The organism is Niallia sp. FSL R7-0271, assembly GCF_038005785.1.
Taxonomy (GTDB): domain Bacteria; phylum Bacillota; class Bacilli; order Bacillales; family Cytobacillaceae; genus Niallia.
In genome coordinates this window covers 252,650-265,633 of record NZ_JBBOTZ010000003.1, presented here as the reverse complement: position 1 = coordinate 265,633, position 12,984 = coordinate 252,650, and the positions used below count along the sequence as shown (strand labels likewise).

General features: G+C 34.4%; 10 protein-coding genes and 2 pseudogenes. 1 reads left to right on the top strand and 11 read right to left on the bottom strand.

Features of this window, described 5'->3' with window-relative positions; translation table 11 throughout:
* Window positions 1–9 precede the first annotated feature (9 nt).
* The 4 genes and pseudogenes from MKX82_RS28720 to MKX82_RS28705 form a co-directional block, all read right to left on the bottom strand.
* Window positions 10–1,380 (bottom strand): NAD(P)-binding domain-containing protein, encoded by a 1,371-nt coding sequence (locus MKX82_RS28720; protein ID WP_341082096.1) that lies wholly within the window; start codon window positions 1,378–1,380, stop codon window positions 10–12.
* 1 nt (window position 1,381) lies between these two features.
* Window positions 1,382–1,909 carry an arsinothricin resistance N-acetyltransferase ArsN1 family A gene (locus MKX82_RS28715; RefSeq protein WP_341082095.1) on the bottom strand — a complete coding sequence of 176 codons (528 nt, stop codon included), beginning with the start codon at window positions 1,907–1,909 and terminating at the stop codon, window positions 1,382–1,384.
* A gap of 70 nt (window positions 1,910–1,979) precedes the next feature.
* On the bottom strand, window positions 1,980–2,438 hold the full coding sequence (locus tag MKX82_RS28710) for a MarR family winged helix-turn-helix transcriptional regulator (RefSeq protein ID WP_127739789.1): 459 nt from the start codon (window positions 2,436–2,438) through the stop codon (window positions 1,980–1,982).
* A 484-nt stretch (window positions 2,439–2,922) separates the two neighbouring features.
* Window positions 2,923–4,205: pseudogene (locus MKX82_RS28705) on the bottom strand (IS110 family transposase).
* 486 nt (window positions 4,206–4,691) lie between these two features.
* Between MKX82_RS28705 and MKX82_RS28700 the strand changes: the two are divergent.
* Window positions 4,692–5,429, top strand: a complete 738-nt coding sequence (locus MKX82_RS28700) for a hypothetical protein (protein ID WP_341082093.1) — start codon at window positions 4,692–4,694, stop codon at window positions 5,427–5,429.
* 44 nt (window positions 5,430–5,473) lie between these two features.
* Here MKX82_RS28700 and MKX82_RS28695 read toward each other — a convergent pair whose 3' ends face one another.
* The 7 genes and pseudogenes from MKX82_RS28695 to MKX82_RS28665 form a co-directional block, all read right to left on the bottom strand.
* Window positions 5,474–6,037, bottom strand: a complete 564-nt coding sequence (locus tag MKX82_RS28695; protein WP_341082092.1) for a cell wall hydrolase — start codon at window positions 6,035–6,037, stop codon at window positions 5,474–5,476.
* 542 nt (window positions 6,038–6,579) lie between these two features.
* Window positions 6,580–6,843 (bottom strand): branched-chain amino acid transport system II carrier protein, encoded by a 264-nt coding sequence (locus tag MKX82_RS28690; RefSeq protein WP_341082090.1) that lies wholly within the window; start codon window positions 6,841–6,843, stop codon window positions 6,580–6,582.
* A gap of 807 nt (window positions 6,844–7,650) precedes the next feature.
* Window positions 7,651–8,427, bottom strand: a complete 777-nt coding sequence (locus MKX82_RS28685; protein ID WP_341082089.1) for a sulfite exporter TauE/SafE family protein — start codon at window positions 8,425–8,427, stop codon at window positions 7,651–7,653.
* 49 nt (window positions 8,428–8,476) lie between these two features.
* Window positions 8,477–8,704 carry a sulfurtransferase TusA family protein gene (locus MKX82_RS28680; RefSeq protein ID WP_341082087.1) on the bottom strand — a complete coding sequence of 76 codons (228 nt, stop codon included), beginning with the start codon at window positions 8,702–8,704 and terminating at the stop codon, window positions 8,477–8,479.
* Window positions 8,705–8,732: 28 nt separating this feature from the next.
* Window positions 8,733–9,860 (bottom strand): MBL fold metallo-hydrolase, encoded by a 1,128-nt coding sequence (locus tag MKX82_RS28675; RefSeq protein WP_341082086.1) that lies wholly within the window; start codon window positions 9,858–9,860, stop codon window positions 8,733–8,735.
* Window positions 9,861–10,717: 857 nt separating this feature from the next.
* Window positions 10,718–11,669 (bottom strand): annotated as a pseudogene (trxB, locus tag MKX82_RS28670) (thioredoxin-disulfide reductase).
* Between the two features lie 124 nt (window positions 11,670–11,793).
* Window positions 11,794–12,981: an MFS transporter gene (locus MKX82_RS28665; protein WP_236888094.1), complete on the bottom strand. Its 1,188-nt coding sequence runs from the start codon at window positions 12,979–12,981 to the stop codon at window positions 11,794–11,796.
* Window positions 12,982–12,984 lie beyond the last annotated feature (3 nt).

Here is a 12,984-nt window from a genome sequence, read left to right as displayed (position 1 = left end):
TTATTAATTTTATGAGCAACAAGAATCCGTTTCACAACTTCTATCACTTTTAATATTTGAGAAATTCACACTGCAAACCCCAGTTTCAGGTAAATCTAGCTCTACTTTTTCTGCTGCTTCAATATCCCCTGCAATATATGCAGCAATCGAACGTACCTGTTCATATCCAGTAGCCATTAGAAAGGTTGGCGCCCTCCCATAGCTTTTAGAACCAACTACATATAGGTTCTTCTCCGGTTGTCTCAATACCTTTTCTCCATGCGGTCGAACTGTTCCACAGCTGTGTAGATTAGGATCAATTAAAGAAGATAGTTCCTCCACACTTTCCGTTGCAAAATCTACTTTTGTACGTAATTCGCTCAAGAAAGAATAGTTAGGTCGATTCCCTGTATTGACTATTACTTCTTCAATTGGCTCAATCTCTGATTTTACACCTTTTATTTCGCCAATAATGGTTATGGTTGAGGTATTATTCTTTTTTAGTTGCTCTATTTTAAAAGAAGTGTACACTTGTATTATCCCTTTATCGACCATTTCATGGATTTTGGTCCCTAATAATCCTCTTGCTTTCAATGCATCCTTCTCTTCTCCACCATATGCATCTTCTACATGCTCTTTTCGAATAACCCATAAAATTTCTGTTGCAGGGTTCTTTTCCTTTAATATCCCTAATTCTAACAAAGCATTAATGGCAGAGTGCCCACTTCCTATAACTGCTACTTTCTTATTTTTGTAACGGCTTATACTTTCTCCCAAGATATCTGGTAAACCATAAACGATGTTTTCCTTGAGGTGTTTTTCTGATTCTAACCAAACTCCACTAGAGTTTGCTGGGTTAGGATTTCCCCAGGTACCAGTAGCATCAATAATAGCTCTTGCTTCAATAGCTTGGATAGTACCTTCATGCTCTGTATAAATAACAAATGGAACATTCTCTCGGTTAGCAGTCTTCATTTTATCGATATTTTTTTTAGCAATAGAAATGACTTTTGTATTTAAGGTTATTACTTCTTGTATTTCTGGAATCTTTGAAAATGGGATTAAATAATTTTCTACTAGTTCTTTACCAGTAGGTATTTCTTCTAAATTCGGCTTTTCCCATTTATATTTCTTTAATAACGAAGATGCTGCTTTATCAATGTTATATTTCCACTGTGAGAATAACCTTATATGTTTCCATGTTAGAATGTTTGCTCCCACTTCGGTTCCAGCTTCTAGTAGAATAACTTTTTGCTTATATTGAATCAAATGAGCTGCAGCAGCTAAACCAACGGGACCTGCCCCAACAATAGCAATAGGTAGTTCTTTATCGATAGTCGTATTTTCTTGAGTTTCATCAGATGGCTGACAGCAAGATGATAAGATATTAAATTCAGACATATTAATTACTCTCCTTTGTATTCAACAAATAGTAATTTTGATCAAAAAGCAGCTTTTCCATTATCATTACATCTACAAATTTGCCTCTTAATCTTCCTTGATTTTTAAATAATCCAACCTCCCTATAGTTTAGCTTTCGGTATAAACCTTGGCCTAAAGTATTTATAGGAAATGTAGAGAGCACAAGTTTGTAGAAATCCTGTGATTTTGCTTCTTCTTCTAAGACATGTAATAGTTGCTGTCCTATTCCTTGTCCCCTAAATCCCCTAAGTATATATATGGATAGTTCTCCTACGCCATAATAAGCAGCCCTACTATTATATGGGTTTATGGAAGCCCAACCCATAATTTCTCCTCGTTCATTTGTTGCAACAAAAGCGCAATGTCTTCCACTATGAAGACTAAACCAATTGTTTATATAATTTTCATCTTTTAAATCTTCTTCGAATGTGGCTAATCCATCTTCAATGCCTTGATTATAAATCTCTAATATTTCTAATAAGTCCCTTTCCTCCACTTTCCTAATCACTTCTTCTACCTCCTCAATTGACTTGTTCATTAATTGACTTTATCAAATATAATATTTAATGAAAGCCACCTTATTTGGTGGCACAACTACCTAATCCATTATTTTTATTCATTGCAACCAATAGCAAACTTAGACTTTCCAAAACCTGTTGATGCTTATCTTCCTGTATATGTTCGAAAATATTACCGAGATACTCCACCATTTGATTGGAAATTTCATCTGCCTTCGATTCCCCTTCATCTGTTAGTGACAGAAGGACATATCTTCTATCATTAGGATCTGGAACTCTTGAGATGAAGTGAAGCTCAACCAATTTATTCACTTGACGACTTAAAAGTCCTGTATCCATCATTAATTTTTCTGCCAATGTCTGTAGAGATATATTCGGACTTTTACTTAACTCATAGACAATGTGACTTTGTGATACTGTAATTCCACAACAGTCAGAACCATCTTTTTGCAGAAGTCCAAAGTCCCTTACTAACTGTTGTAACAATTCACGTATTTGAATTTTATCTTGTGTTTTCATATATCATCGCCTCAAATTAAATGTTAACGTCATTAATTGATAATGTCAAATATTTTTTCTTATTAAACTAAACTCCGTCAATAAACAAACAATTATCTCTTAAATATGCAGCTTTTCTCCATATTGCAAATCTAACTTATTTTACTTCACAGATTTGATTAGAGAGAAAAGAACACAATCAAGCTGTTTACGAAGAAAATGAGCGCAAGAAACTAGCCAACCTTCGGTTCATTTCAAAAAGTTGGATAAATAGGTATGTACGCACCAATGGATGTCCACATCTCTTACGGGGGTCTACCCTCCCAAGTCTCACAGAGTCTACGCTCCTACATTCCTTCGTTCAACCTTTCCATAAGGTGGATGTCGGTCATGCTGCCCCACAGGATCTAAGTCCTTACGTTAGTTGCGTTGCCGACTAATCCCATGCTGATTTTGTCTGTTCATCTTCTAAAATCTATTTGTTAAAAGTTTAGTTTTATAGTGATTAAGCTGCTATTGGTTCTTGGATAAATGCATGCATATGGGGGATGTCCTTCAACATCTTCTCCTCTTTAAACACAAACTGTTTCTTACCAATAGAGAAGAGTATACGGATGAGCTTATTACACAAAGCAATTAAAGACTGCATCTTTTTCAACGGATTATCAGGTCTCGTTGTGTAATATTGATGCAGGGCTTTAAAGGCTTTATTCTTGGCTACTAGAATCATAGATGCCCGAAACAGTAGTGCCCTTAATTTCTTTCGACCACGTTTCGTAATCCTGGTTCTCCCTTTATGCTTTCCTGATGTATTTTCTTTTAAGCTAAGACCTGCCAGTTTGGTTATCTGACGAGGATGATTGTATTCACTAAAATCGCCTACTTCAGCGAAAAAACCCGCCACTGTATCGCGTCCAATTCCCGTTATTTCTAACATTTGATCAACGCCTGGAATATCTTGAAGCAGTGTATCCAGAGTTTGTTCAAGCTCTTCGAACTTGGCTTGAATGAGTTCATACTTTTGGATTAACGTTCTTAATTCCATTTTAGCCATCATGGCACCCTGACGGATGCCAATCGAGCGATTGGCGGCTTCTTTTAAAGCTTGAATCTTCTTAATCCCTATACTACGTTTCACTGCTTGCCTTAGGTATTCTAGTAATTCCTCTTCTGTATATCTCACCAGTTCTTCTGGTAATGCTTGAAGCTTTAATAAATGAATAGCTGCCTTTCCTTCCCAACTTTTAAAGACGGTAAAAAACTCTGGAAAATATCGATCAATCCAGTTGTGTACTTGCCCCTGCACAATTTGTAAGTCTACATTTAATAGATCGCGTAATTTCTTAGCCACACGCAGTTCCGCGAAAACCCCTTGTAGTATAGTTGGTTCGGCGTATCTACCGTCTTTCACTAGTTGTGCAATGACTTTTGCATCTTTAATATCATTTTTAGTTGGAGAGTTATCGTCTAGCTCCTTACTGTGCTTGACGTATAAAGGGTTGACTGTTACGAATTTAATCTGTTCCTCCTTTAAAATATGAGCTAAATTAAGCCAATAATGGCCTGTTGGCTCCATTCCAGTAATGACAGACTCCATTTCGTGTGACTCTTTTATTTGATTAATCCAATTAAAAAAAAGTCCTAAATCCTTCATGAGTATTATCAAAAAAACAAGTAGAACCTAGCTCTATTCCACGATAATCCTGTGCTCTAGCTACGTGATGATGTTTGGCAATATCAATTCCAATCACTAATTTGAGCTATTTTATGATTTTGGTTATAATTCATGATGAGACCTCCGAGTAGATATTTTGTCCCTTTTAGCTGGCTGGCTAAGGACACATTTATCTTATCAAGAGGTCTTTTTTCTTTCAAATCGCATTTTCAGTTATTACAGGAATGCTGCCACTATAGTGCCATAAAAAGTTTAACAAAAGGGCATTGTTCCTTATTCGATCAAAGCCCCCGTTTGTTTTAGTGAATTTTTCACAATTTTAACTTTTTTATAGAATATTGTGCTGTATATAAAAAATTCACAAACTTCCTAAAATGCCCACCCTACGGCTTGGCAATGTATGTTTGGAGAACACTTCACTGATCTATAAAATATAGAGCTAATTCTTAAAAGAGTAGCCTAGATACAGATGCTGTCATATCTGTATCTTTTTTTATATTGCACGATTACAGCGTAGATTTACCAAATTTTGAACAAAATTAATTTGAATAAAATATGATGTTTTTTTGAATAATATTTAAAAAAAGTGAGGGGAAATTATGAGATTGTTCACAAAGTTCACATTGTTCTTTTCAATATTATTAATGTTAATATTAATACCATTAGAAACCTACGCAGCTGAAAAGGGATTTTATAAAATAGTTACAAACGAAAATACAAAAGAAGAAATACTGGTTGGAAGTCTACCAGAAGCAAATGTTAAGTTGTATGCTACTGAAAGGACAGGTTTGCTAGAAAATTTCAGATTACACTTATCCAGTGGTGACAAGTATCTACCATTTTGGTTCAATGTATCGAATAGGTCTTATTGGCCAAGTCTTTTTTATAAAGACATTAATCAAGATGGAAAAAAAGAATTAATTTTTGTTTTAACAACAGGGTATGGAAATGATACTGTAAAACAAAATGTTCATGTATTTCATGAGATTAAAACCGATCTTGGTAACGCATATGAAGAAACACTCGTAGATAACCCGATGGCTATTATTTTAAAAAATGTAAAAACAAATTTAACAAAATCAGAAGCAATTATCACTTTAGGAAATAAAAAAACTGTTATTAAAATAGATGAATTAGGAGTTGATCCGAAACACTTATTTCCAGACATAGCTATTGGAAATATAACTGAATTTGAAATATTGGATAATAAATTGACTGCTAATATGGGAGCAAGTGTTTCTCCAGCAGGTGGATATTTAGGTGATTTCCATATCACATATACTTTTAAGGACAAGATGTATCAAGTTGAAAAGATTGAATTTATCCCTAATAAATAATAAGAAAAGCGTCCTAACTAAGTGATAGGACGCTTTTCTTATTATTAATATCCCTGTACACGGAAGAATGTATGACCACCAATTACATATTTTTCAACTACTTTAATATAGGAAGAACCACCATCAAAAGAGTATCCTTCATAACCTGGAAAAGGGAAAGACCTAGCATTGTATGTACTATTCGCATTGAACCAGAGAGTTTTTCCTACAGGGTTAGTACCTGGACTAGTCGCTATACTTAGACTATCTTTCCAAGCAGTTGTACTAGTCGAAGGGCAACGTGCTCCTGACTCTGTCATGCCGGCAAATTCACCCTTTTTTAATATTACCCCTGAATAAGTATTTCCACCAAAAGTTGAGCTGTTTTTAGCTATCCTATTTTTTACAACATATGTAACACCCCGTTTTCCATTCAAAGATTCTCCTCCTGCTTCTGAATAGATTAGGCGTGCTAGTAAATCAGTATTACTCAGACCGCTGAATTCTGTTAAACCAGTTTTATCACTTAAGCATGCTCCTGCAGCTGAAGCCGAAGTTGGAGATATTAAAAATAATCCTAAGCTTAAAATTCCAAAAGCTAAAACTCCTGAGATAACGCTTTTTTTCATCTGTGCACTCCCCTTTTAATCCTTTTAAAATAATAAATTCTACCATTTGTTGTAAAAACTCTTCCATAATTACAATAATTTGTATTAAATTCGCGAAAAATTATCTGTGAGTTGTGATTAATAATTTTTCAACATACAAAAAAACGTAGTAATGAATAACAATTCATTACTACGCTTTTTAAATTTTTTTAATACAGCCAATTATAGTTCTTGTTCTAGCTCAATCTTTTGCCCTCTCATGCGTTGTTTTTGTCTTTCTTTAATATTTATTTTGTCTTTGCTCTTGATTTTGGGCTTCTTTTACACCTTGTAGGATGGCTGACAGCAAATCATTGTTTTGGCTTAAGCTTAAATTTTCTTGTTGAACCTTTTCAAGTACTGAAACACTTTTTCTTCTCCTCCCATTTTATGTTGTTCCAAATGTTCCCGATCTTCATAACAATGGTCTGAATAGCTTGAGTTAACTGTTCTTATTTTTGTAAATCATTCTGATAAGCTTGTCGATCTTCCTTGGAAACCAGAGTGAAAACAGAGTTTTTCTTTTAAATGTTGATTAAAATAGCTTTCTGCATTTTGAGCATTCCGAGTCGTGCTTCCCTAATTAGTCCAAAAATATAATCACATATTCCTCCTATGATAGCTGGAAACAACCAACATAACCCAATATCGTACAAAGGTAAGAACCGAGTGAATATATTACTTAGTGAATCCACCTGCATACCTGTAGCTTTTAAGCCATCAAATACACTTACAATAAATGTAAAGAGCAAGCTACCTTGATATACTTCTGATTTTCCATTAAACATAGATATTTTTTCAACAAGTTAGACATAAAACCATATTAAATTTTGTGAACAATTACACTTAAACTATCCCGCCCTGATTGTGACATAAGAGTGGTTATTTTCCTTTATTACAGGAATGCTGCCACTTTAGCGACATAATAAAAGAGCACCCTTTTATTTAGTAAACTCCTATTTAGCTTAAATGAAGGATCAAATATCTATATCTAATTTATACAGGAACGCTGCCAGGTTTTCACCATAAAAAAACCACCAACTTGGTGGTCAGTGAAACTATTTATTTATGCAAGAAACGATAGTAAAGTGCTATTACATAATTACCAATAATAAATACTGCATAAATTTTAAACATAAATGCAAAAAAACCTTTGTCTTTGAAATTTAATAACAGATAAAGAATAGACATTATTAATACAAGTATATATAAAGGTGCTATGACTAACTTTGAATATAGATCTGGTAACGTCATTATTTTCTTTCATCCTAATTGAGTAATTTTTTTTTGGCTTGCAATGGGTTTATTATATCTCTAGACTATATCTTTTGAATACTTAATACTTAAATTTTTCGAATTCCTTATTGCACTAACCTCGATACCTCTCAAGCAGAAGTAGGAGTTAAACATCAGGCTAAACCTACTGTCACTGTTGCAGAATGGGTTAAGAGAGGCCTACAATAATTCAAATAATAATAATTACTTTTTCAGTGTGCTGCAGAATCTAAAAAAAGTCTTCGTTAGTTTAACGAAGAAGCAAGCCTTATATATTTAAAGGGAGGGTATAATTCTCCTTTTATATACCTTCTTTTAGATTATAAAATTGACATCCAAGTCTTCAATGCAGTTGCTAATATTAAAACCACCATTGTACTCTGCAATACTTTTATGTTCGCTCTTTTACCTATGTGGACTCCGATAGGTGAAGCAATCAAACTCGCTACAACCATAATAAATGCAGGAAGGAGTGGTAATTGTCCTGTTGTAATCTTTCCGGACACTGCCCCAATTGAAGAAATAAGTGTAATGGCCAATGAAGATGCTATTGTCATTCTTGTTGGTATTTTTAAAATTACAAGCATGATAGGAACTAACAGGAATGCTCCTCCCGCACCTACAATACCAGCTCCAATACCTACAATAAAAGCTAATAATGAGGCAAGCCATTTGTTAAACTTGACTTGCTGAAAAGACATATCGTCAATCCCTTTTTTAGGAACAAACATTATAATAACTGCAATTAAAGCTAAAACACCATAAACGATGTTTACTCCATTTTCCGACATGTGAGTAGAACCAAATCCACCAATAAAACTGCCAGTTAAGATGCTAATACCCATGTATATGATTAACCATTTATTTAAAAAACCACCTTTACGGTATGCTATAACGCCACCAAATGTCGCAAAAGACACTTGAATTGCTGTAATTCCTGAAACTTCATGTGCTGTAAAATGCCCTACCCCCAACATTACTGGTATATATAGCAACATTGGGTAATTGATTATAGCACCACCTATTCCTAACATTCCAGAAATAAGGGAACCAACAAATCCAATGACGAAAACGATAACTATAAAAGTAATATCCATGCTGTTTCACCTCTTTAGAAAAAGGGAACCTAACTGGTCCCCTTTATTTTCAACCTTTCTTTATCCAAAATTTTAATACTCCGTTTTCGTCTTCCTGTTTTAATAATTCATGTCCTCCTGATTTAGACCAGGCTGTTAAGTCATTTTTTGCTCCTTTATCCGTTGTATGGACTTCTAATATTTGACCTATTTCGATTTCTTCCATTGCTTTTTTTGTCCTTACAATCGGCATGGGGCATGCCAAGCCCTTAGCATCTAATACCTTTATTGAATTCATTTTTCTTCCTCCAATTTTAATTTTACAATTAACGAACTGCACAGCGATTCGGTCCAATTTCCATTTCACGTTGTTTCTCTAAATTCGGATTAATTTTCCCCATGTTTGTTTCACGTATTTCTTGATATGCATTTGGTTGAGGTGGCAAGTTTTTTGTTACTAATTTTCTAAACTCGTTTTCATCATTGATATTGAGACCATGGTTTTTTGCAAACAATCCCCCTAGTTTTTCTGCCACACTACCATCCTCATTCATCTCGTCTATCATCATAAAATGTGCTGGCAGGACAATCAGGTCTTCTGACAATTCCCTATAGCGTTTATACAAAGTTGTCCTTAAATCAGCAACCCAGTCTTCTGCCTTACCTGCAAGGTCTGGTCTTCCTATAGAATTAATGAACAAAATATCTCCTGAAAGCAAGTATTTCCTGTCCACTATAAATGAACTAGAACCAATCGTATGACCAGGTGAGTACAATGTTGCAAAATTTATAGTTGTGTTACCGATTGCTACATCATTACCGTGTTCCAATGGTTGGTAAACAAAAGTCACTTCAGTTGCATCCTTTGGTGGTAACCAGTAAGTAGCTCCAGTTTTCTCAGCAATTGTGCGTCCGCCGGAAATATGGTCAGCGTGGAGATGTGTATCAAATACGTGAGTAATTTTTGTACCTTTACTCTTAGCAAAATCAATATAGATATCCGTTATACGTGTTGAATCGATTACTGCTGCTTCTCCTTCAGATAACACCATGTATGAAAGACAGCCTTTCCCAATGCGAACAAATTGATAAATTTCACCACCATCATTTAGATCACCTATTTTAACTGGTTCTAAATATTCACTCCATGCTTTCATTCCACCCTTAAGATAGGATACATTTAAACCGGCCTCAGAAAGCATTTCTGCTACCATTACGGATGAGCCTTCCTTTGCACAAACAACTAAGACAACTTTGTTAGTGGGGATTTCCCCTGTAATCTCTTCTACACCATCTAGTAATTCAAAATAAGGAACATTTAAATATTCAAAGTTTTCTCCTTCAATCTTCCAATCATTAAAATCACTTTCATTGCGAACATCTAGAATAAATAACTCCTCTCTATTAACAACCTTTTTTGTTATATCTTTAGGAGTCAATACATTAACAGTCACCCAGATACCCCCTTTTGTATTATTTAATTTATAATTTATATTGATTTAAAAGGTTAAATCATGTTTTAGTTATTTATACTACTTGTTTTTCCATTCCATTGAATCATTCCAGGTTCAACATTAGTTACGTTATTAAAGGGGTAGCGTCAGGAAAATGCGGATTTACAACGTTAAGGAAATTTCAATATCAAAAAGCCTAATTTCTCAATTAACTGTGAAGAAACTAGGCTTTTTTCATTTCTCAATTAAAGCGCCTGATTGTAGAATATAATTTTCTTGTTGAACAGTATTTTTGTACTGTGCAGTAAAGAAATTCTATGTATAATTAAAGGACCTTTCTTTACTTTTTTTATTTAGAGCTTTCCCTCTTTATACTATATTCACCATATCATGGGAAAAAATTGCTTGTCTCTAATCTGCATTTGTCTCGATCAATAATACATTCTTTTTTACCGATACTCTTTTTTGCCCTACGAATTTAATGACGTGAAACAATCCATTATGAAGCTCCCCCTCTTGGAGTAAAACTTCGCCCATAAAAAGAAGCATATACTGCTGGATTAATCGAAATAGAAGACCTTAACGAAGAAAAGGAAAGGACTGAATGGAAAAAATTATTGCCGATGTTAATACAGAAGCAAAAACCTGAGAAGTCGATTCAAAACATTAGGGATACTATTGATTCAATTCCACCCCAAGGCGCTGAACCATTACTACAAACTAGTGTAGAAAAAGTAGATGTTTATGGAGATTAAGGAAATAGAAATTGGACTTAACATAATTTAACGAACTTCTAATTAAAAAAACGAGATTCAATCTCGTTTTTTCTACTTTTTGTAATGTTTTTTACTATCCACTCAACTAAATGTTTTACTCCAGTCGTGAACAGCACTACCTTCTACGTACCTTTCTGCATCTAGATTCTGCCATACAACCTGTACCTGCGGCTGTAATGGCTTGCCGGTATTTTTTATCTTGAACATCCCCACATGCAAAAACTCCAGGAATATTCGTTTCTGTTGTTCCAGACTTAACATTGATATAACCCGTTTCATCGGTTTCAATTTGACCATTTAAAAAACCGGTATTAGGTGTATGTCCAATCGCTACAAATATCCCATCTGTTTGTATCACTTCATCTTCTCCAGACTCATTATTCTTCACTTTTAAACCTGTAACGCCATTCCCTCCTGCCAAAACTTCGATAGGTGTTTTATTTAATTCCCAAGTAATCTTTGTATTTTCTCTTGCGCGGTCCTGCATAATTTTTGAGGCTCGGAGTTCAGTCCTTCTATGCACGATAATGACTTCATTTGCAAATTTAGTTAAAAAACTTGCTTCCTCCATCGCAGAGTCCCCACCGCCTACAATAATTACCTTTTTTCCTCTAAAGAAGAATCCATCGCAGGTTGCACAGGTACTCACTCCTCGCCCGATGTTTTCCTTCTCTCCAGGAATATTTAAAAGTTTAGCTGAAGCACCTGTTGAAAGGATGAGAGACTCTGTTACAATTTCTGCTTTTCCGTTTACTTGTAAGGTATACGGTTTTTTCGAAAAATCAACGTTAGTTACCCATCCTCTTTTAAACTCAGCTCCAAAACGTTCTGCTTGTTTTCTCATATTATCCATGAGTTCTGGTCCCATAATGCCATTAATAAAACCAGGAAAGTTTTCAACTTCAGTTGTTAGTGTTAATTGGCCGCCTGGTTGATCTCCTTCTATAACAATTGGTTTCATATTTGCTCTTGCTAAATAAATAGCAGCTGTTAAACCTGCAGGACCCGTTCCTAAAATAACGACTTTTTCCACGATTATATCCTCCACTGATTTTAATATTTTACGATTATCTTATCCCATCTTTTCTTTATTTACCCAAGGAGTAAAATAAAACTAAAAGGTAGGAAGAGTTACTACACTAGCAATTCCATAACAATTAACCTAGTTCTCTAAACAGACCTTTATTACATATATATATTACTAGTGGAATAACCAAAGAAAATAAAAAGATTGGTATGTAATGATATCCCTGTGTAAAATCTAGCCCCATAATAAGGAATAAATAAAAGGAAGTACGCCCCACATTGAGCATAAACTCCCTAATTAACAGATAGTGAGCCGTTAATCCAATATCACAATCCACCTCTGACTCGCAAGCTAGCTCCTTAATCTTTGTATAATGAATAACACTAACCGGGATCCATATTAGAGGTAAAGCAATTGCTGCCAATACATTAAAAATAATCAATGTTGAAAAACTCGGGAAAAATAAAAAAATAGTCATGACGGTCGCTAATATAGCACCTACATACGTTACCTTCATTCTACTTTTTACAAGTCGTGGACGGCTTATGAAAACAAGTGTTAAGATTCCTGTAATTGCAAATAATGTGTTTAACCATCCAACAATCGTTTCCTTCTGAACATATTGAAATAAGAGAATGCTGGATGCGAGTTGAATTATACTTTGAAAGAAACCAAAAGCCACTATAGAAACGAGAACAGCTTTATACTCCTTCCATATATCTTTATACCGTAAGGATGAAATATTGAAGTTGCTTTTATATTTTGGTGTAAATAAACTTATAATCACTTGAATAATCAACATAACAAATATTAATCGAAATGTTTCATTATAATCATAATAAAGAATTAAATAAGAAAATATTAATGGTGTTAAGACTGCGGTGATCCGGTTCATACCTTGCTCCATCCCCATAAAAAGTTGCCTATTTTCAGGGTTGGTTAATAATATTGAATAAAGATTAAATCCAGAATAATACAATCCTACAGCTGTACCATATAAAGTACCTAAAATGATAATATATCCTATTACATTCTCTTCTTTACTTATGAGTAATCCGAACACCGCTAGTAGAAAGGAAGAAGATAAAACAAACGTCATTCGACTATTCATCCACCTCATCGTATATGCCCCTATCATTGTTCCTATGAACACAGATACAAAAACCGAGGCATTGTATACTCCTATAGTAGAAAGACTTGCTCCTTGATTCCATAAAAAAATGTTTATATATAAGTTTGAAAAAGCTAACACACCTGAGAAGACGGTATTCATAAATAAAACAATAAAAATAGGATTTTTCATTATCAATTCACTCATTTC